Raw genomic sequence first — 18,968 nt, forward strand, 5'->3', positions numbered from 1 at the left:
CTCCTCAGCCGAGGATCTTCGCCTTGGCCTGCGCGAACTCCTCGTCGCTCAGGATGCCCTGGGCGTGGAGCTGGCCGAGCTGCTGGAGCTGGGCGTACAGGTCGTCGCCGCCTCCCGCGGGAGCGGCCTCGACCTGCTCCGGCGCCGGCGCGGCCTGGACGGGCTCCGCGTAGACGGGCTGGGGAGCGGCCTGCTGCGCCTGGTACTCGGCCTGCTGCTCGTACGCCCTGCGCTGCTGGTGGCGTGCCATCGCTCCGGTGGTCGCGGTCGCGGTGCCCGCGATGACCGCGGTGCGGGCGGCGGTCCCGATGAGGCCGCCGCGTCCGATCCTGGCTCGTCCGATCATGGTCTGCTCCTTCGTCGACGGGTCTGGGTGGGTCAGCCGAGGGACTCGGCGCTGGCGTTGACGACCTCGGCGGGGATCCGCTCCGCGAGCACGACCTCCGCGCCGGCCTTGCCGAGCGCCTCGACGAGGCCGCGTGCCCACGTGTGCTCGATCACCGCGACGAGCGCGGCGCTCCCCGGCTCGAGCAGCTCGGCGACGGCCTCGACGTCCTCCTCGCTCGCGAGCTGCGCGCCCGTCTCGCCGAGCTCGTCCACGCCGGGCACGACGCCCTCCGCGAGCTCGCCCGCGTCGACCGTGCCGTCCTCGCCCTTGCGCACGACGAGCAGGTCCACGACCGTGATCGCGTCGTTCCCCAGCAGCTCGACGACGGCCTGGCGCACGGCGTCGTCGACGTCGCCGTTCGGGAGACTGATCGCGTAGAAGTCCGCCGGGCCGTAGATGGTGTCGCTCATCGCGTTCCTCTCGTCGAAGACCGGGGCGCCGGCGCAGCGCCCCTCGACCCCAGCCTCACCCGTGCCGTCGTCGTCCGGCTCATCCCTGGCGGGTGATCCGCGTCCCCGGGGTGCGCGCGATGGTGGGTGACGTGACCGCGACCGCCCCGCACGCCAGCGCCGCCCCACCGCCCTCGCCCGCGCCGCCGCACGCATGGTGGGTGTTCGGGTCGCTGCAGGGCTACCGGAGGTCGTGGCTGCGCGGCGACGTCGTCGCCGGTCTCACGGTGTGGGCGGTGCTCGTCCCGGAGTCGCTGGCCTACGCGGGCATCGCAGGCGTCTCCCCGGTGGTCGGTCTGTACGCCGCGGTCCCGTCGCTCATCCTGTACGCGGCTTTCGGCAGCTCGCGCCACCTGATCGTCGGGCCCATGTCGGCGACGGCGGCCCTGTCCGCGAGCGTGGTCGGAGCCTTCGCCAAGGGAGACGACGCGCTGTTCGTGACCCTCACGACGGCCGTCGCCCTGGTGACGGGGCTGCTGTGCGTCGTCGCCGGGATCGCGAGGCTCGGCTTCCTCGCGTCCTTCATCTCCGAGCCGGTGCTCAAGGGCTTCATCATCGGGCTCGCGCTCACGATCATCATCGGGCAGGTCCCGGCCGCCCTCGGCGTCGACAAGGGCGACGGCAACTTCTTCGAGAAGCTCTGGCACATCCTCACCGAGCTCGGGGACATCCAGTGGACGACGGCGGCCCTCGCCGTCGGCTGCCTGGCCGTCCTGCTCGTGCTCAAGCGCGTCGCGCCGAAGGTCCCCGGCTCGCTGGTCGTCGTGGTCATCGGGGTTCTCGCGGTCAAGGTCTTCCACCTCGACGACCACGGCGTCGACATCGTCGGGCACATCGACTCGGGCCTGCCCGCGCTCGGCCTGCCCGGCGCGACCTGGACCCAGTACACCGACCTGATCGGTCCGTGCGTCGGGGTCATGCTGATCGGGTTCGCGGAGGCGCTCGGCGCCGCCAAGACGTACGCGGCGCGGGAGGGCTACGACATCGACCCCAACCGTGAGCTCCTCGGCATGGGCGCCGCGAACATCGGCTCGGGTCTCGCGTCCGGCATGGTCGTCAACGGGTCGCTCTCCAAGACGGCCGTCAACGGCAGCTCGGGTGCCAAGAGCCAGGTGTCCGGGCTCACCGCTGCGGTCCTCACCCTGCTCACCCTCCTGTTCCTCACGCCCCTGTTCGAGTCGCTCCCCGAGGCGACGCTCGCGGCCGTCGTGATCGCCGCAGTGATCGAGCTCGTCGACGTCGAGGCGCTGCGTCGCCTGTGGCGCCTCGCCACCCCGACCGTTCGCACGCTCTACGGCACCGCGGCACGTTACGACTTCTACGCGGCGCTCGCGGCCGCGCTCGGCGTGCTCCTGTTTGACACGCTGCCTGGCCTCGTGATCGGCATCATCCTCTCGCTGCTGCTGCTCCTCGTGCGGGCGTCCCACGCGCGGGTCGCGGTGCTCGTCCGGGACGACGCGGGCGCGTGGGTCGACGCCGAGCGCGCCTCGCAGCTCGGACGTCCCGCCCACCCGGTCGACGGCGTGCTCGTCGTCCGGCCCGAGTCGGGGCTGTTCTTCGCGAACGCCGACCGGGTGCGGTCCGCGGTCCGTGCGCTGGTGGCGCAGCAGCACCCGCGGCTCGTCGTCGTCGACGCCGCGACCGTGCCCTTCGTCGACGTCGACGCCGCGGAGATGCTCGCGACCCTCCAGACGGACCTGGCGCGGCAGGGTGCGCGGCTCGCCGTGGCGCGCGACGTCGGGCAGGTGCGGGACGAGCTCCGCGCCGCGCTCGACCGGGACGAGCAGCCGCCCGTGTTCCGGGACGTGGACGACGCCGTCGCCTCCCTCCCTGCGACGTAGGCCCTCAGGGAGGGGTACTTCGCGGGGAACGAGGCGGACGGGAGGGACGCATGACCCACGACGGAGCGGACGGGGGCGTCCGGTACCGGCGCGTCGAGCCGTGGATGATCTCGAACGTCGCGGCGGGCGCGGCGACCGGGGGGTTCCTCACGCTGCTCGTCCCCCCGTTCGTGACGGCCGTGACCGGCTCGGCGGCGCGCGTGGGCATCGTGTTCGCGGTGATCTCGGTGGCCGCCGTCGTCGGCCCGTGGGTCGGCCGGGTCGCCGACCGGCACGGCACGCACCGGGTCTGGTACCTCGTGTCCCTGCTCGCCATGGCCGGCGCTTACGTCCTGCTGGCGGCCGACGCCACCACGGCCCGCTGGTCGCCCGTGTTCGGGCTCCTGATCGGCGCGGCGTACGCGACCCAGGGAACCATCGGGCCGGCGTTCGTCGTCGGGTCCGGCCTGCCCGACGACGTCGCCGCCCGGCAGTACGTGTCGTTCAGCCTCGCGTACCCCGTGGGGCAGTTCGTCGGGTCCGCAGCGGTCGCCCTGGCCCAGCTCGCGCACTGGGGGACGGCCGCGGTGTTCTGGCTGGCCGCCGCGGTCGTCGGGGTGCTGGCGCTCGTGACGTGGCCGACGACGGCCCGCCCGGCCGAGCGGCTCGCCGCGGCGGTGCGCGCGCACGACGAACCGGGGGAGGAGAGCCCGGAGCCCGGCGCGCCGACGGGTGCGGCGAGGGAGGCGGAGCGTCGTGGGCGTCGTGGGCGCGTGCTCGCCTCGGTGTTCGGGACCTTCCTGATCGTCGTGGTCGTCAGCTCCATCGGCAACAACGGCCTGACCAGCCAGCTCGCGAACGTCATGCCCGCCACCTATGGCTTCAGCGCCGCCCAGACGTCGGGGCTGCTCGCGCTCTCCGGACTGCTCAACATCCCCGTGATCGTCGCGTCGGGTGCGTGGATCGTCCGGCGCTCCGACCTGGACGTGTACGTCGTCGGGACCGTCGTGCGGGCGGTCGGGGCGCTGGCGATGGCTGTCGTCGGGCTGTTCACGACCCCGGTGCTCGTGGTCGCCGCGCTCGCGATGCTGGTCGCGACGCAGGGCACGCCGATCCCGCGGGTGGCGGCGTCGTCGCTCGCGGTGCGGCTCTCGCCGTCGAGCGCGACCGAGGCCGAGGGCTACTACTTCGCGGCGTCCGCGGTCGGTGCGGCCGTCGGCTGCCTGCTCGCGGGCGTGCTCGCGGACGCGTCGAGCTTCAACGGCGTGAACTGGCTGGCGGCGGTCGCGGGAGCGGTCGCGTCCGTCGTCGTGCTCGCAGTGCTCGTGCCGCGCGCCCGACGGCGGGACCGTGCCGCGCACGCGCACGTGCCCTCGATCATGCCCCGAGGATGAGGCGCGGTCCCGGGCTCCGGGAGCACGGTGGTCGAGCAGGGGCCGCGTAGGGCGGCTCCCGGACCAAGGAGCGACGGATGGGCATCGTGTCGGACGACGACTACGCCTTCGTCGGGGGCTACCCGACTCCCGAGACCGCAGCCCGCGCCCACGACGAGGCCGACCTCGTCCGCGCGATCTGGTGCTACCGGTTCTTCTACCCGACGGTCTCGCTCGAGGCGACCTGGCGGGGGAACCTCGCGGGCGGCGTCGTGCCGAACGAGGCTTTCGCGCTGCTCGAGGGGACGCCACGGCAGGTCGTGTTCACCGCCAACTCGGACACGCCCTACTCGGGCGTCACGGTCGACCTGTCCGACGGGCCCGTCGTCGTCGACATCCCGCCCGGCGTGCTCATGGGCACCGCGAACGATCTCAACCAGCTCTGGGTCCTCGACCTCGGCCTCCCGGGCCCCGCCAAGGCTGCCGGCGGGCGTCACGCGCTGCTGCCGCCCGGCTGGGAGGGCGACGTGCCCGACGGCGTCTACGCGGCGCACGCGACGACCGATCGCGTGCTCGTGCTCGTCCGGGCGTTGCCGCAGCACGGCGACGTGGCCGGCGCGATCGAGCTCATGAAGTCCGTCCAGGTCTACCCGCTCGGTGGGTCGTCCGGGGACTGGCCGATCGACTGGGTGAACCTGTCGGAGGAGGACGGTCTCGACTTCTCCCCTGTGCCCTGGGAGCTCGGGCTCGACTACTGGCGTGTGCTGCGCGAGACGCTCGACGCGAACCCGTCGAACCCGGAGTATCGCTTCGCGTACGGCGAGCTCGCTGCCCTCGGGATCGAGGCGGGCAAGCCCTTCGAGCCCGACGCGCGGCTGGCCGGGATCCTCGAGCACGCGGCCCGCGCGGGGCACGCGCAGCTCGCGGCCCAGTCGTTCGCGGACCGCCGCCCCGAGCGTCAGGTCTGGGACGGCACGCACTGGGAGTGGGCTGTCCTGCAACCTGAGAGCGGACGCTTCGAGGCCCCCGGCTACACGGATCTCTATGCGCGCGAGAAGTGGTTCTACCAGGCGCAGATCGAGTCGCCCGCGATGTTCGCGCGTCAGCCCGGCGCCGGGTCGCTGTACTGGCTGGGCCTGCGCGACGAGACGGGCGCGTACCTCGACGGCGGCGGGTCGTACACGCTCGACGTGCCGCTGCCCGTCCCGGCCGGCCTGTTCTGGTCCGTCACGGTGTACGACGCGCGCACCCGCTCGGAGCTGTCGACCGAGCAGGGCAAGGCGGCGCTGCGGTCCCTCGTCGAGCTCGCCGACGTGGGCGAGACCGGGAGCGTCCGGCTGTACTTCGGGCCCGAGGCGCCCGCCGACCCGGTCGACGCCGCGCACTGGATCCGGACGGCGCCGGGCGTCGGCTGGTTCGTCTACTTCCGCATCTACGGACCGCAGGGCCCGACCTTCGACGGGAGCTGGCACCTGCCTGACTTCCACCGTGTGGACGACTGAGCAACGGAAACCAAGGAGGAGAAGACGATGGCACGCTGGGACGACCTCAGGACGATCTCGCTCGAGCGCAAGTACCTGTCCGACGAGGACCGCAGGACCCTGCTCGACGAGCACTTCTTCGAGCGCGCGATGCAGGTGTACCTGGGCGCGATGCCGGCGGTGAACATGGTGGCGATCCGCGACGGGTCGCAGGCCGTGTTCGGTTCCGGCTACAACGTGCTGCCGATCTGGAAGTCGCGCATGGACGCGCGGTGCAAGGTCCCGACGCCCAACGCGGACGTCGTGTACGCGATGTCCTACCTCGACCTCAAGGCGGACGGCCCGCTCGTCGTGCAGGCACCGCCGGGGATCCTGGGCATGCTGAGCGACTTCTGGCAGCACCCGCTGAGCGACGTCGGGATGGTGGGTCCGGACCGCGGCCAGGGCGGCCAGTACCTGCTCGTGCCGCCGCACTTCGACGGCCCGATCCCCGACGGCTACTACGTGCTGCACTCGTCCACGTACAACGTGTTCCTGTTCTGGCGGGCGTTTCTGACCCCGGGTCCGGACGGCCCCGACCCGGCCAAGGCGGTGGAGACGCTCGAGCAGACGCTGATCTACCCGCTGCGCGAGAGCAACCCGGCGCGGTGGGAGCGCATGGAGTTCCCCGACGCGTCGGGGGTCGACCTCGACATGCTCTTCCCGCGCGACGCGACGTACTTCGACAGGCTCGCCGAGCTCATCGAATACGAGCCCGTCGACTCGGGGGAGATGTACCTGCGCGGGCAGATGGCGTCGCTCGGCATCATCAAGGGGCAGCCGTTCGCCCCGGACGACCACCTGCGCGAGATCCTGCAGGCCGCCGCCGAGGTCGCACCCAGGCTGTCCGTCGCGGTCAACACGACACCCGACTCGTTCCCGGACCGCGAGTACTACACCGGTGAGGTGCGCCGCCGCTGGGTCAACGGCTGGCCCGACCTCGACGAGCTCTTCCGGGCGAACAGCTACCTGAGCCTGGACATGATCCAGAGCTACTTCCTCATCGCGTACTCGGCGAGCCCGGCGATGGCGAAGACGGTCGTCGGCGGCGGGTCGAAGTACCCGAGCACGTTCTTCGACGCGGACGGCGACTACCTGTCGGGCGAGCGGTCCTACCGGCTGCACCTGCCGCCGCACCCGCCGGCCCGGCTGTTCTGGTCCGTCACCATCTACGACCCGACCGACGGCACGATGATCAGGAACGGCCAGCCGTTCCCGTCGATCAACTCGCTCGACGGCCGCGTCACCGCCAACGACGACGGCTCGTTCGACCTCTACCTCGGTCCTCAGCGTCCGGACGGGGTCCCCGAGGCGAACTGGCTGCGCACCAACCCCGAGGAGGGCTACCTGCTGAACCTGCGGCTCTACGGACCGACGCTGCCGTTCTACGACGGCTCGTGGATCCCCGACGACCCGGTGCGCGTCGACTGAACTGACCCTCCGCGCGCGGGGGACAGGCGTTCGCCGCGCGTGCCGGCGGAGCCGTCGGTACTTTCGAGCCATGACAGGGGCAGGGCACCCCAGCGTCAAGATCACGGTGCCGCACGCGATGGCGCGTACGGTCGACCGGCCAGCGCTGCGGCAGCGACTCGACACGTTGACCCGGGACCACCGGGTCGTGGTGGTGTCTGCGCCGGCGGGATACGGCAAGACGACGGCGCTCGCCCAGTGGGCCGCCAAGGAGACGCGCGCCGTCGCCTGGCTGTCGCTGGATCCGTTCGACGACGACCCCCGTCGTCTCTTCGGGGGGCTCCTGGCCTCGCTGCGGGCCGCCTTCCCCGAGCCGCCCGCCGTGGCTGGGGCCCCTGCGCGGACAGCGCTGCGCGACCTCCGTCCCCCCGGCGCGGGGGCGCGACTGCGCCAGTCGCACGTGGACGCCCTGCTGGTTGCCATCGAGCAGCTCGGGGAGCCGCTCGTGCTGGTCCTCGACGACGTGCACGTGCTGCACACCCCGGAGGCCCGCGATCTGCTCGCGGGCCTGGCGCGGTACCTCCCGGCCGGCGCGCATCTCGTCGTCGCAGCCCGGTACGACCCTCCGCTCCCGGTGCAACGGCTCCGCGCGGCCGGCGACCTCGGCGTCCTCCGGCGCGAGGACCTCGCGTTCGAGGAGGACCAGGTCGCGCTCGTCGTCGCGGAGCTCGGGCTCGAGGTCGACGTCGCAGCGATCCACGAGCTCGCGCGGACCACCGCGGGGTGGCCGGCCGCGGTTCGGCTGACGGGCCTCGCGCTCCGTGACGCTCCTGACCCCGGTGCCCGTATCCGCGAGCTCGCCGTGACGTCCATGCCCCTCGCGGACTACCTGCTCGAGGAGGTGGTGGGGACCCTGGAACCGGACGTCGCCGCGTTCGTCCTCGATGCGACTGCGGTTCGCCGCATCGACGCCGACCTCGCGCGCGCCCTGCACGGCGATCGGGGCCCGGCGCTGCTCGACCAGTGCGTGCGCTCGGGGCTGTTCCTCGCAGCCTTCGAACGTGCGGGCCTCTCCACCTCGTACCGCTGGCACGAGCTGTTCGCCGCCCAGTGCCAGGACGTCCTGCGCCGGTCCGACCCGGCGCGCTTCGGGCGCGTCCACCGCACCGCGGCGCTGGCGCTCGCCTCGTCCGACCTTGCCGAAGCAGTGACGCACGCCGCGACCGCCGGCGTGCCGGAGCTCGCGTCCCGCCTGCTGCTGGCCGGATGGTCCGATGCCTTCGTCGCGGGCGAGACAGGGACCCTCCGCAAGCTCGTCGACGCGGTCAGCGGGCCGGAGCGCGACGCCGCGGACATCGTCCTCGTCGAGGCCGCGTGCCGCGTCCTCGACGGCGACCCGTCCGCTGACACCCTCTTGACAGTGGCCCGTGAGCGCCGCGATCGGCTCCCTGGCGAGCGTCGGGCCGCGTTCGACGTCGCCGAGGCGCTGGTCACGCTGTACGTGGCACGGGAGAACGGCTCGCCGACCGATCGGCACGCAGCGCTCGCCGGAGGTCGGTCCCTCCTGCAGGCGAGCGAGCGGCTGGCCTCGTCGACGCGGGCGCTCGCCTGTTACCTCGTGGGCAGCGCCGAGGCGAGGCTTGCCTACGACGACGCGGCAGCCCTCGTGCACCTGCGGGAGGGGGCGCGGCTCGCAGCCGAGGCCGGGAGTGTCACGATCGAGGTGTCGTGCCTCGCCGAGAGTGCCGTTGCGCTGTTCGGAACCGGCGACGTCGAGGCGGCTCAGAGGGTTGCGCTCGATGTGCTGCGCCGTGCCGAGAGGCTCGGATGGAACGACTCGACGGCGATCGCGCCGGCGTTCGTCGCGCTCGGTCTCGTGGCCCACGCGCACGACCGGTTCGACGAGGCGGCGAGCGCGCTACGGCAGGCGATCAGGCTCACGCGGACACGGAGCCGCGTGGTGGGGCTGCGAGCCGCCGTCGTGCTCATGGCTGTGAGCTTCGCCTCCGGAGACGCCGGGGGCCTGGCGGAGGCGCGCGCCGCCGTCGCGGAGCGTGCGAACCTGCACGAGCTCGAACCGACGATCGTCGACGTGGCGAGGGTCATCGAGGCCCGGGTGCTCGTGGAGGCGGGTGACGTCCGCGGGGCCGTGGCGATCCTTCGGGATCTGGGTCCGTGTCCCCGCATGGGGGTGGTCAGGGTCTGGGAGGCCGACGTCTACCGCCGCGCGGGCCTCTTCGACGAGGCGTGGCGCACCCTGGAGGCCGTGCCCCGGCAGCTGCGGCACGCCGAGCTCTCGGTCACCTTCGACCTGACGACCGCGCTCCTGCACCACGCCGCCGGTGACGCGCGGCAGGCGCACGAGTCGCTCGAGACAGCGCTCGACGCGGGGGAGGAGCGAGGGATTCTTCGTCCTTTCGGCGAGCGCGGGCCCGAGCTTGCCGCCCTGCTGGGGGCGCACCTCACCTGGGGGACGCAGCACGAGGCGTTCGTGGGCGCCAGGCTCAGCGCGCTCGCCTCCCGGGACGACACGCGCCGGACCGCGGCGTACTGGGAGCTCACCGAGCGGGAGAACGAGGTTCTCCTCTACCTGCGCTCGCCCATGACGGCGGCGGACATCGCCGCGGCGCTGTTCGTGTCCGTCAACACCGTGAAGACCCACCAGCGCGCGATCTACCGGAAGCTCGGCGTCAGCGGACGACGGGACGCGGTGCGGATCGCGTTCGAGCGCGGGCTACTGGCCGGCGCCTGAGCCGTCGCCGCGCGTGGGCGTCGCGTCGCCGGTGGAGTCGTCGTCAGGGTCCCGGCGAGGGAGCATCCGGTACGAGGCGACGAGACGAGCGACGAGCGTCGCGAGGAAGATCTGCCCGGCGAGCGACTCCATGTTCGCGAGCGCGCGCCCCGCTGGACTCAGCGGTGCGAGGTCGCCGTACCCGGTCGTCGTGAGGGTGCTGAACGAGAAGTACTGGAACGACCGGAGGTCTTCGTTCCCGCCGCCCGCGAAGAAGGGGTGCGGTCCGAGCCACGAGACCACCGCGAAGACCGTGCTGAACATCATCCCGACGAGGAGGTACGCGCTCAGCGCGCCGGCGATGGTCTGGAGGGTCACGCGCCGGTGGCGCAGCACTCTGCTGAGCGTCGAGACCAGGGTGACGAGCAGCATCGCCGTGACGAAGACGTTCGCGATGCCGTCAGCGTCCGCCTCGGGGAGGAGCAGGTATGCGAGCCCCACGACGACGACCGCTGCGACGCACGTCACCGCGAGCGCGACCTGCTGGCGCCTCGACGGCCCGGTGGCCCGGAACGCGATGACGAACGTCAGGGCGTAGAGCACGATCACGACGGCACGGACGAGGCCCTGCCCGCTCGCTGCGAACAGCACGTAGCTCGTGATGAGCAGGACGAGGACGAGGACGAAGTCGTCCGTCCGCCGGACAGCCTGGCGCAGCGCGGCGAAGGGGCCGTGCCACCAGGGCCGGGCTGCGTCGTCGGGCATCACAACTCCGGTGCGGGCGAGAGCGCGGCCGGCAGCGGGGGAGCGCTCAGGCTCGCGGCGAGTCCCGCCTCCCGCAGCGCCTCGGAGGCGCCCAGGGCGACGGCCGACGCGACGGAGGTTCCGTCGGCCGGTGCGTGCCACAGACGCAGACGCCCGACGAGCCGGTTGGGCGTGCTCCCGACCCACACCAGGTCGGGCGGCGGGTCGGGCCGGACGCCCGCGGTGTGCCGGGTCGTGGCGAGGAGCGGGTCGCGCAGCGTGGCGACGTGGTCGAGCGCGGTCGTGCGGATCTCTATCTCGGACCGGTTGCCCGTCGTCGAGGTGCGGTTGACGAGCGGCTCGGACAGGACCTTGCCGTTGGGGAGGTGGACGAGCCGTCCGTCGAAGGTACGCAGCACCACCGACCTGCCGTTGAGCTCGACCACGGTGCCCGTGTGCTCGAGCGACTCGACCATGTCGCCCAGGTGCGCGGGCTTGCGGGTCTGGAGGACGAGGCTCGCGCCGAAGTTGTCGGCGACGCCACGGAGCGCGAGGAACGCGACGATACCCACGATGAGGACGATGGCGAGCAGTGGCTGAACGTCGGAGCCCAGGATCGTCAGGGCGATCCCGATCCCGAGCAGCACGACGAGGTATCCCGCGATGCGGGCCGCGGTGACGGAGTAGTTGTCGCTCAGCCCGTCCACGCGGCCGAGCACCCGCCCGACGGCGCGACGGCCGTAGCGCGCGGCCAGCCACGTCGCGACCCCCGTCACGACGAGCCAGACGACGGTCCAGCCGGAGATCGAGTCGAAGTCGATCCACGAGCCGAGGCTCATGCCTCGGCCCTCTGCCCGACGATCCGCCGGAACAGGATGATCGCGGCCGCGACGACGACCCACACGGGGATGATGAGGACGATCCAGCGCAGGTAGCTCAGGGAGAAGAGGAGCACCGCCACGGCGAGGTAGCTCAGCAGGGAGAACCAGCGGGGGAACAGGTGGGCCCGCAGCGCCCGCGTCGTGGACGCGAGGATGAAGACCCCGGCCATGCGGAACCCGAAGATCATCAGGAGCGCGTCGCCGTAGGTGAGCATGGTCCGGGTCGCGCCGGCCACCCCGGTGCTGGCGAGGTCGCCTACGCGCACGGCCGTGACCCCGGAGACGGCGGCAGCCGCGGCCACGAAGAACATCGCGACGAACACGATGCCCGACGCGAGCTGCACGGTCGCGAGGAGGGGGTCCTCGCGCAGCGTGAGCTCGCTGATCCGGTGGCGGGAGGCGGCCATGAACCACAGGAAGCTCAGTCCCGCGAACGGCACCAGGTAGAAGCCCGCGACGATGAGCGACGTCCCGCCGGAGCCCTGGTAGTACGCGACCAGGGCGGCGTCGTCGGCGGTACGACCGGGGCCGTGGTCGAGGAGGACGAAGCCCCAGGTGAACAGGACCGAGAAGAGGAAGCCGGCGAGGCCGGCACCCGACCCCTGGAACATGCGCCGGCGCACGGCGGGACCGGACGGGCCGTCCGGTCCACCGTGCGTCGGCGGCGGTTCGTGGGTCATGCGCGCAGGGCCGGTCTCAGACCCGCTCGGCCTCGTCGCCGTGGACGATCAGCGCCCAGATCACGAAGAAGTCCAGGACGATCACGAGCAGCGACCACCAGGGCTGGACCGGTAGCCAGATGAACTGGGTGATGAGGTTCAGCGCGACGAGGAGGATCGCGAGGATCCGCGCCCACGCCGCACCGCTCAGGACGACGAGGCCGACGATCGCGAGCACGATCCCGAAGATCAGGTGCGCCCAGCCCCACCCGTTGATGTTGAGGATGAGCAGCTTGCCGTTCGCCGCGACGTAGCCCTTGTCGGGGCCGAGCACGGCGGCGAGACCGTAGAAGAAGTTCCAGGTCCCTGCGATGAACATGACGATGCCGGCGAACCAGATCCACCCGACCCAGCCGGTGACCCTCTGTGCCATGGTTCCTCCCCTCGGTGCCGCCGGCAGGTCGCGGGCGGCGGTCGTCGTGCGTACCTCTTCACGGTGGCGCGACCAGGGGGCTGGCGCCTCATCCGTCGGGGATGAGGCGCTGGCTATCATCGTCGTATGGCGATGACATCGGCTGTGGACGATTCCGGCGTTCGCGACGGGGGGCTCGACGCTCCCGAGGCCGTCAGCGCGCTCCTGCGCGCCGCCGGCGAGCCGGCCCGGCTGACGATCCTGCAGCACCTGTTCGAGGGCCCCCACCGCGTCCGCGACCTCGTCGAGCACCTCGGCCTCGCCCAGAGCACCGTGAGCGCCCACGTCGCCTGCCTGCGCGAGTGCGGACTCGTCGAGGCCCGCCCGGTCGGCCGCGCCGTCGAGTACCGGCTCGCCCACCCGGACCTCGTGCGCGGCCTCCTCGACGCGACCCTGCGGCTCCTCGACGCGACGGGCTTCGCGGTCCTGGAGTGCGCGAGCGTCCCGGCCGCGCGGGCCGTCCGGTGAGCCACGCCCACGACCACGCGCACGGCCCGGGCGACGTCGCCGACGGCGCGCACTGGCGCCGCCTCGCCGTCGCGCTCGGGATCACGACGGCGATCCTCGTCGCCGAAGCCGTCGGAGCCCTGATCACGGGCAGCCTCGCGCTGCTCGTCGACACCGCGCACATGCTCACCGACGCGGGCGGCCTGCTCGTGGCGCTCGTCGCGTCCCGGCTCGTGCTCCGGCCGCCGACGGCGCGGCGCACCTGGGGGATGCGTCGCCTCGAGGTCCTCGCGGCCCTCGCGCAGTCGGCGGTGCTCCTCGCGGTCGGGGTGTACGTGCTGGTGGAGGGCGTCCTGCGCCTGCTCCACCCGCCCGAGGTGCCGTCGACCGCGCTGGTCGTGTTCGGCGTCGTCGGGCTCGTGGGGAACCTCGTGTCGCTCGCGGTGCTGAGCGGCGGGCGGTCCGCGAGCCTCAACCTGCGGGCGGCGTTCCTCGAGGTGCTGAACGACGCGCTCGGGTCGGTGGGTGTGATCGTCGCGGCAGTCGTGATCGCGACGACGGGCTGGTACCGGGCCGACGCGGTCGCTGGTCTCGTGATCGGGGTGCTGATCCTGCCGCGGGCGTTCGTGCTGCTCCGCGAGACCACCTCGGTGCTGCTCGAGACCACCCCGGCCGGCCTCGACCTCGACGAGGTCCGCGCCCGGCTGCTCGAGGTCGAGCACGTGCGCGACGTCCACGACCTGCACGCGTCCCTCATCGCGACCGGGCTGCCGACGCTGAGCGCGCACGTCGTCGTCGACTCGGGGTGCTTCCGGGACGGCCACGCGCCGCAGATCCTCGACGCGCTCCAGGACTGCGTCGCGACCCGCTTCGACGTGCCCGTCGAGCACTCGACGTTCCAGCTCGAGCCGGCGAGCCACGCCGCCCACGAGGCGCCGGGCCACCCCTGAGCAGCTTCGCCGCCTGGGCGGTCGACGGGTGGCGCTACGGCGTCGAACCAGGGAACGGGTCGGACGGGCGCAGCGCCTGGTTGCGGAGATGGGGCGGCAGCACGGCGTCGCAGACGCCTCCGGTGAGGCCCAGTGCGTCGACCAACTCGGGGACGCGACGCGAGATGGACTGCCAGACGACCTCGTCGTCGACCTTGTCGTAGTGGTGCGCGATGAGGTTGCGCATGGCCGTCACAGCACGCCACGGGACGTCGGGGAGAGCGTCTTTGTAGTCGCTGTGAAGCTTCTCGACGACCGTCCCGATGCTGATGAGGTAGCGCTCGGCCGCCGCTCGAAGGAGCTCGCCGTCGATCTCGTCGGCGAAGAAGGTGGGCTCGCCGCGTCGGACGATCTGCGCGCAGCGGTCGGCCACGTCGAGCAGGTCGCTCAGGCGTCGCACCGTCTGCTGGCTCGAGAAGGGCCGTGCGTTCTTCGGGTAGCCGCGGTCCTCGCGATATGTCCGCTCCTCGTCGTCGGTTGCGTAGTCGGCCTCGTCGCGAAGGTACCGGCCGGCGCCCTCGGTCACAGGGCGACCGCTTCGTTGCGGGCTTCGGCGGCCGCGGCTCCGCTGGAGGTCCGCGAGACGAGGTCCACGTGCACCGTGAGGAGTTGCTCGAGCTCGGCGATCAGCTCGGCCTTGTCGACGAGGTCGAAGCCGGGTGGATACGTCGCCATGAGGTCGACGTCGGAGTAGGGGGTGTCCTCGCCACGCGCGATCGACCCGAAGACCTTGACGTCCCGCAGTCCGCGATCGGCTGCCGTGGCCACGACGTCGCGACGCCGGTTGAGGAGGAGGAGCCGTGGCCGGACGTGGAGGGCGGCCGACAGTCGCCGGCGAGCCTCGTCCGACGGCCCGCGCCGCCCGCGTTCGATCGCTGCGATCGTCGATTGCTGGACCCCGCTGATCTCGGCGAGGCGCTGCTGGGTCAGCCCTGCCGCCGATCGTCGTGCGCGAAGAAACTCGCCGAAGGTGCCCACGCATCTACCATAGCGAATCTGCGATGACGCCGCGGGTCGGTGCACCCATTGGGCCAGCCGCACGACGAGCGCCAGGTCGGCCTGGCGGGCGGTGCGCAGGTGCGTCAGCCGGGCAGGCGTGCACTCCAGCTGTGCGGCGAGGGCGGTCCAGATCAGGCGACGGTCGCGCCGCTGATCGTCCACGACGGCGTAGAGCTCGGCGAGGTCCCAGCGGAGGCGGCTGTCGGAGTCGGCCTGCGGCAGGCGGGTGTCACCGACGTCGACGACCGGTCCGACCAGGAAGTCCTTCGGTGCCCGGTCCATCCAGCGCAGCGCGCGTACTGGCAGGAGGTGTCGTTCCGGCTCGGCAGCCGGGACAGAGCCCCCGCCGCACATGGTGTGACCCTCGTCGAGGGCGGTGGTCAGGTCCGACGACTGGTTCCACAGGTCGTCCGCCAGCTGGTACCAGTCACGGCCGGCCTCGCGGCGACGCGCGTTCAGGGCGGCGGTGAAGGCCGCGAAGTCGAACGTCGGCAACGAGCTGGCGGGCTTCGTCATTTCGCCGACCTACGACTCGCGCGGCGCGCGCACGAGGGCTCGCGCGCGTTTCGCGGACCCGCACGGTTCATCCGCGGGGGATGAGGCGCGCCCGACGGCGGCCGGGCACGGTAGGAGGACGTCGTCGGGCCGGCACCGGGTCGCCCGCGCGTCATCGAGGAGGCTCGCGTGGGTGCTGCGATCGGACAGTCCCTGCCGGTGGCGGTCGGCGTGCTCGTCAGCCCGCTGCCGATCGTCGCCGTCGTGCTCATGCTCGTCACGCCGCGCGCCAAGGCGAACGCGCTCTCCTTCCTGCTCGGGTGGCTCGTCGGGATCTACGTGCTCGGCGCGATCGTGATCCTCGTGGCGGGGGCGGCGACCCCGAGCGACGACCAGCCCGGCTGGGTGGCCTGGGTCAAGATCGTCCTCGGCCTCCTGCTGCTCTTCGTGGCGTTCCGGCAGTGGTCGGGTCGCCCGAAGGGTGACGCCGAGCCGCCGACGCCCAAGTGGATGAGCGCGATCGACACCTTCAAGCCGCCGACCGCGTTCGGCCTGGCCGTCCTTCTCGGGGCGGTCAACCCGAAGAACCTGCTGCTCGTCGTCTCCGGTGCCGCGGCGATCTCCGCCGCCGCTCCCGGCAGCACGGGCACCCAGCTCGACGCGTTGGTCGTCTTCACGGTGATCGCGTCGCTCGGCGTGATCGCGCCCGTCGTCGTCTACCTCTCGATGGGGAGCCGCGCCGCGAAGATCCTCGACGAGCTGAAGACCTGGATGATCCACAACAACGCCGTGATCATGGCGATCCTGCTGCTGGTCATCGGCGTGAAGATGATCGGGGACGGCATCACCGCGATCTGAAGGGCCGCCAGCGGTCCTCGCCAGGCGCGCGGGGCGTCGCCCCTGTTCGGCGGGGCTCCCTTCTCCTAGGGTGGCGGGATGGCCACGGACGGGACACCCGTGCCCGAGGCGAGGCAGCCCCGGGCACGCGTCAGCGTCCCTTCCCCGGCGGCCGCCGTCGTGCCTCGCCCCCGGCTGGACGCCCGTCTCGACGCTCTCGTCGCCGCCCACCCGCTGACGCTGGTGGTCGCGCCGGCCGGGTCGGGCAAGACGACGGCGCTCGCCACGTGGGCGCCGTCGGCCTCCACCTCCGTCGCCTGGCTCTCCCTGGACCGCTTCGACGACGACCCCGCCCGGCTGCACCGCGGCCTGCTCGACGCGCTACGCCGGGTGTCGGGGCCGTCGCCGGCGCTGGACGCGCTCGCGCCGCCCGCTCTCGGGGAGCGGCTGGCGGGCGCGCACGTCGCCGCGCTCCTCGACGCGTTGGGAGCGCTCGGCACGGAGCTCGTCCTCGTGCTCGACGACGTCCACGAGCTGAGCTCGAAGGGTTCCGCCGAGGTCGTGTCGACGATGGTCGAAAGGCTGCCCTCGAATGTCCGGCTGATCCTGGCGAGCCGGTCGGACCCGGCGCTGCCGCTGCGGCGTCTGCGGGACGCGGGTGTGCTCGGCGAGCTGCGTCAGGACGAGCTGGCGTTCGACCAGGCCGAGACCGGCACGCTCGCCGGGGCGGAGCCCACGCCCCTCGACGACGCCGACACGGACCGGCTGCGCGAGCTCACGGCCGGCTGGCCCGTCGCTCTGCGCCTCACGCTCACGGCCCTGCGCGGAGCGACCGACGACGGCCCGCGCCCCGCAGCGGTGCTCGCGGCCATGGGACGCGCGGACGTCCCGCTGGCGGACTACCTCGTCGAGGAGGTGCTGCGTGTGCTCCCGCCCGCGCTCGCGGCCTTCGTGCTGCGGGCCGTCTGCGCCGAGACCGTGGACGCCGGTACCGCCGCGCTCGTCGGCGGACCGGAGGGTCCGGCGCTCCTCGAGGAATGCCGACGTCGGGAGCTCTTCCTCGCGGCCGTGGGCGGCGCCGAGGACGCGCCCGTCCTGCGGTGGCACGCCTTGTTCGCGGCGCAGTGCCAGGTGATCCTGCGTCGCACCGACCCCGAGGCGTATCGGGAGACGCACCGCGTGCTGGCCCGGGCGTGCGCGGACGTCGACCTCGCGGCCGCGGTGGCTCATGCGACGGCGGCCGATGACGGGGAGCTGGCAGCGAGCCTCCTCCGGGACCGGTGGGCGGACCACCTCGTCGCGGGCGAGCACGAGACCGTGCGCGCGATGCTGGGCCGCGTGCCCTCGCTCTGGCGCGACGGTCCGGAGCTCGCGGTCGTGGAGGCGGCGGTGTGCGCCGTCGAGGGCAAGCCGGACCTGGCCGCGGACCATCTCGCGCACACCCGTCGGACGCTCGCCGAGCTGCCCGACGACCGCGCCCTCGCCGTTCGGACCACCGTCACCCTCGTCGAGCTGTACCTCGCCCCGCGCGTCGGGCTCACCGATGCCGTCGAGCGGGGGCGCACGATCCTAGGGCGCAGCGACGACCTCAGACCGCTCGGCGTCGCGTTCGCGTACTACCTCGTCGGTCGGGCGGAGGCGTACAGCGAGTACGACGACGCGCGCTCGCTCGACCATCTGCGGAGGGGTGCGGCGGTCGCCGCGGAGCACGGGCTGACCGCCCTCGAGCTCGCCTGCCTCGCGGAGAGCGCGCTCCCGCTGCTCGGTACGGGCGACCTGGAAGGGGCGTGGCGGACCGCCGACGAGGTCGAGGCGCGCGCGGTCGCCGCGGGCTGGCGCTCGCCGGAGCTCCTCGCGAGCCCGCACGTGGTCCGGGGGTTCGTCAGCTACATGCGGGACCGGCTCGAGGACGCGTGCCGCCACCTCGAGGCCGGGCTCGCGGCGCTGCCGCCGAGCGCGGTGGTCGCACGGTCCCGCGCGGGCGCGGCGCTCATGGCGTCGTGCGTCGGGCTCGGGGACAGGGGCGGGCTGCTCCGGGCGCGTGCGATCGTGCTGGCGCCCGACGCCGCGGCGTCCCCGGCTGTCGTCGACTGCGCGGCCGTGATCGAGGCGCTCGACCAGGCGCTCGGTGGCCGAGCCAGGTTCGGCGCCGAGGCGCTCGATCGGCTCCCCGCGGGACCCCGGCTTGTCGTCAGCCACGTCTGGGCGGCCGAGGTGTACCGGCGTGCCGACCGGCCCGACGACGCATGGCGGTCGCTCGCGCAGGTCGACGAGGCGCAGCGCGGGGCGCAGCTGTCCGTGAACTGGGAGCTGACCGCCGCGATGCTGGCGTGGGGGCAGGGCGACGTGGGTTCCGCGCACGGCCACCTCGCGCGGGCGCTCGACCACGCCGCCGACCGCGGGATCCGTCGGCCCTTCGCCGAGCGCGACGACGTCGGCCCGCTGCTCCGCGACCACCTCGCGCGCGGCACCCGGCACGCCGAGCTCGTGCGCGAGTTCCTCGCCGAGCGGGACGGACCGCGCCCGACCCGGCAGCCGGTCGTCGCGAAGGAGCTGTCGGCGCGCGAGCTCGAGGTGCTGCGCGAGCTGCGCTCCAGCCGGTCCACGGTCGAGATCGCGGCCGCGCTGTTCCTGTCGGTCAACACCGTCAAGACGCACACCCGCTCGATCTACCGCAAGCTCGGGGTGCGCGGGCGGCGCGAGGCGCTCCAGGCGGCGCTCGCGGCCGGGCTGCTCGAGTAGTCCTCATCCGTT

17 protein-coding genes are annotated in these 18,968 nt (G+C 73.0%); 9 read left to right on the forward strand and 8 right to left on the reverse strand.

Features of this window, described 5'->3' with window-relative positions:
* Nucleotides 1-4 precede the first annotated feature (4 nt).
* Entirely contained in the window at nucleotides 5-346 is a 342-nt protein-coding gene (locus KDY119_RS01530) for an SHOCT domain-containing protein (protein WP_036954427.1), read from the reverse strand.
* Nucleotides 347-378: 32 nt separating this feature from the next.
* Nucleotides 379-798, reverse strand: a complete 420-nt coding sequence (locus tag KDY119_RS01535; protein ID WP_051136908.1) for a DUF6325 family protein — start codon at nucleotides 796-798, stop codon at nucleotides 379-381.
* 131 nt (nucleotides 799-929) lie between these two features.
* Between KDY119_RS01535 and KDY119_RS01540 the strand changes: the two genes are divergently transcribed.
* The 5 genes from KDY119_RS01540 to KDY119_RS01560 all read left to right on the forward strand — a co-directional run bounded on the left by KDY119_RS01540 (nucleotide 930) and on the right by KDY119_RS01560 (nucleotide 9,712).
* On the forward strand, nucleotides 930-2,678 hold the full coding sequence (locus KDY119_RS01540; RefSeq protein WP_227994464.1) for a SulP family inorganic anion transporter: 1,749 nt from the start codon (nucleotides 930-932) through the stop codon (nucleotides 2,676-2,678).
* A 50-nt stretch (nucleotides 2,679-2,728) separates the two neighbouring features.
* Nucleotides 2,729-4,051 (forward strand): MFS transporter, encoded by a 1,323-nt coding sequence (locus tag KDY119_RS01545; RefSeq protein ID WP_153021838.1) that lies wholly within the window; start codon nucleotides 2,729-2,731, stop codon nucleotides 4,049-4,051.
* 77 nt (nucleotides 4,052-4,128) lie between these two features.
* The gene (locus tag KDY119_RS01550) at nucleotides 4,129-5,532 is read left to right on the forward strand and encodes a DUF1214 domain-containing protein (RefSeq protein ID WP_036954431.1); all 1,404 of its coding nucleotides are present in this window, start codon (nucleotides 4,129-4,131) and stop codon (nucleotides 5,530-5,532) included.
* Nucleotides 5,533-5,559: 27 nt separating this feature from the next.
* Nucleotides 5,560-6,981 (forward strand): DUF1254 domain-containing protein, encoded by a 1,422-nt coding sequence (locus tag KDY119_RS01555; RefSeq protein WP_051136909.1) that lies wholly within the window; start codon nucleotides 5,560-5,562, stop codon nucleotides 6,979-6,981.
* Nucleotides 6,982-7,051: 70 nt separating this feature from the next.
* Complete coding sequence (locus KDY119_RS01560; protein WP_036954432.1) at nucleotides 7,052-9,712, forward strand: LuxR C-terminal-related transcriptional regulator; 2,661 nt, start codon at nucleotides 7,052-7,054, stop codon at nucleotides 9,710-9,712.
* On the opposite strand, the gene KDY119_RS01565 is transcribed toward KDY119_RS01560, so the two are convergent.
* Genes KDY119_RS01565 through KDY119_RS01580 form a run of 4 tightly spaced genes read right to left on the reverse strand, consistent with a single transcriptional unit; the run spans nucleotide 9,695 to nucleotide 12,408 of the window.
* Entirely contained in the window at nucleotides 9,695-10,456 is a 762-nt protein-coding gene (locus KDY119_RS01565; RefSeq protein WP_083891189.1) for a potassium channel family protein, read from the reverse strand. The two genes, KDY119_RS01560 and KDY119_RS01565, sit on opposite strands and share 18 nt — an antisense overlap.
* Nucleotides 10,456-11,274 carry a mechanosensitive ion channel family protein gene (locus KDY119_RS01570; protein WP_051136910.1) on the reverse strand — a complete coding sequence of 273 codons (819 nt, stop codon included), beginning with the start codon at nucleotides 11,272-11,274 and terminating at the stop codon, nucleotides 10,456-10,458. Before KDY119_RS01570 ends, KDY119_RS01565 begins: the two co-directional genes overlap by 1 nt.
* Nucleotides 11,271-11,996, reverse strand: coding sequence for a hypothetical protein (locus tag KDY119_RS01575; RefSeq protein WP_036954434.1), 726 nt, complete (start codon nucleotides 11,994-11,996; stop codon nucleotides 11,271-11,273). Before KDY119_RS01575 ends, KDY119_RS01570 begins: the two co-directional genes overlap by 4 nt.
* Nucleotides 11,997-12,012: 16 nt before the next feature.
* Nucleotides 12,013-12,408 (reverse strand): DUF7144 family membrane protein, encoded by a 396-nt coding sequence (locus tag KDY119_RS01580; protein WP_036954436.1) that lies wholly within the window; start codon nucleotides 12,406-12,408, stop codon nucleotides 12,013-12,015.
* 126 nt (nucleotides 12,409-12,534) lie between these two features.
* On the opposite strand from KDY119_RS01580, the gene KDY119_RS01585 reads away from it, so the two are divergent.
* Together KDY119_RS01585 and KDY119_RS01590 are read left to right on the forward strand one after the other, a co-directional pair.
* Nucleotides 12,535-12,915 carry an ArsR/SmtB family transcription factor gene (locus KDY119_RS01585; RefSeq protein ID WP_036954438.1) on the forward strand — a complete coding sequence of 127 codons (381 nt, stop codon included), beginning with the start codon at nucleotides 12,535-12,537 and terminating at the stop codon, nucleotides 12,913-12,915.
* Entirely contained in the window at nucleotides 12,912-13,844 is a 933-nt protein-coding gene (locus KDY119_RS01590; RefSeq protein WP_036954893.1) for a cation diffusion facilitator family transporter, read from the forward strand. Before KDY119_RS01585 ends, KDY119_RS01590 begins: the two co-directional genes overlap by 4 nt.
* Before the next feature lie 34 nt (nucleotides 13,845-13,878).
* Here KDY119_RS01590 and KDY119_RS01595 read toward each other — a convergent pair whose 3' ends face one another.
* Both KDY119_RS01595 and KDY119_RS01600 read right to left on the reverse strand, forming a co-directional pair.
* Nucleotides 13,879-14,409 carry a HepT-like ribonuclease domain-containing protein gene (locus KDY119_RS01595; RefSeq protein ID WP_153021839.1) on the reverse strand — a complete coding sequence of 177 codons (531 nt, stop codon included), beginning with the start codon at nucleotides 14,407-14,409 and terminating at the stop codon, nucleotides 13,879-13,881.
* Complete coding sequence (locus tag KDY119_RS01600) at nucleotides 14,406-15,398, reverse strand: XRE family transcriptional regulator (RefSeq protein ID WP_153021840.1); 993 nt, start codon at nucleotides 15,396-15,398, stop codon at nucleotides 14,406-14,408. The genes KDY119_RS01595 and KDY119_RS01600 overlap by 4 nt, the downstream gene beginning before the upstream one ends.
* Before the next feature lie 168 nt (nucleotides 15,399-15,566).
* On the opposite strand from KDY119_RS01600, the gene KDY119_RS01605 reads away from it, so the two are divergent.
* On the forward strand, nucleotides 15,567-16,235 hold the full coding sequence (locus tag KDY119_RS01605) for a GAP family protein (protein ID WP_036954446.1): 669 nt from the start codon (nucleotides 15,567-15,569) through the stop codon (nucleotides 16,233-16,235).
* Nucleotides 16,236-16,313: 78 nt separating this feature from the next.
* Nucleotides 16,314-18,956 carry a LuxR C-terminal-related transcriptional regulator gene (locus tag KDY119_RS01610; protein WP_153021841.1) on the forward strand — a complete coding sequence of 881 codons (2,643 nt, stop codon included), beginning with the start codon at nucleotides 16,314-16,316 and terminating at the stop codon, nucleotides 18,954-18,956.
* The last annotated feature ends 12 nt before the right edge of the window (nucleotides 18,957-18,968 follow it).

Source organism: Luteimicrobium xylanilyticum, assembly GCF_009429125.1.
Classification (GTDB): Bacteria; Actinomycetota; Actinomycetes; order Actinomycetales; family Cellulomonadaceae; genus Luteimicrobium; species Luteimicrobium xylanilyticum.

What these genes read in the sequence shown, in the direction of transcription:
- KDY119_RS01550 (WP_036954431.1), top strand. Translation starts at nt 4,129, where the DNA reads ATGGGCATCGTGTCGGACGACGACTACGCCTTCGTCGGGGGCTACCCG.
- KDY119_RS01570 (WP_051136910.1), bottom strand. Translation starts at nt 11,274, where the DNA reads ATGAGCCTCGGCTCGTGGATCGACTTCGACTCGATCTCCGGCTGGACC.
- KDY119_RS01575 (WP_036954434.1), bottom strand. Translation starts at nt 11,996, where the DNA reads ATGACCCACGAACCGCCGCCGACGCACGGTGGACCGGACGGCCCGTCC.
- KDY119_RS01610 (WP_153021841.1), top strand. Translation starts at nt 16,314, where the DNA reads ATGGCCACGGACGGGACACCCGTGCCCGAGGCGAGGCAGCCCCGGGCA.
- KDY119_RS01530 (WP_036954427.1), bottom strand. Translation starts at nt 346, where the DNA reads ATGATCGGACGAGCCAGGATCGGACGCGGCGGCCTCATCGGGACCGCC.
- KDY119_RS01555 (WP_051136909.1), top strand. Translation starts at nt 5,560, where the DNA reads ATGGCACGCTGGGACGACCTCAGGACGATCTCGCTCGAGCGCAAGTAC.
- KDY119_RS01585 (WP_036954438.1), top strand. Translation starts at nt 12,535, where the DNA reads ATGGCGATGACATCGGCTGTGGACGATTCCGGCGTTCGCGACGGGGGG.
- KDY119_RS01580 (WP_036954436.1), bottom strand. Translation starts at nt 12,408, where the DNA reads ATGGCACAGAGGGTCACCGGCTGGGTCGGGTGGATCTGGTTCGCCGGC.
- KDY119_RS01535 (WP_051136908.1), bottom strand. Translation starts at nt 798, where the DNA reads ATGAGCGACACCATCTACGGCCCGGCGGACTTCTACGCGATCAGTCTC.
- KDY119_RS01560 (WP_036954432.1), top strand. Translation starts at nt 7,052, where the DNA reads ATGACAGGGGCAGGGCACCCCAGCGTCAAGATCACGGTGCCGCACGCG.
- KDY119_RS01565 (WP_083891189.1), bottom strand. Translation starts at nt 10,456, where the DNA reads ATGCCCGACGACGCAGCCCGGCCCTGGTGGCACGGCCCCTTCGCCGCG.
- KDY119_RS01600 (WP_153021840.1), bottom strand. Translation starts at nt 15,398, where the DNA reads ATGACGAAGCCCGCCAGCTCGTTGCCGACGTTCGACTTCGCGGCCTTC.
- KDY119_RS01545 (WP_153021838.1), top strand. Translation starts at nt 2,729, where the DNA reads ATGACCCACGACGGAGCGGACGGGGGCGTCCGGTACCGGCGCGTCGAG.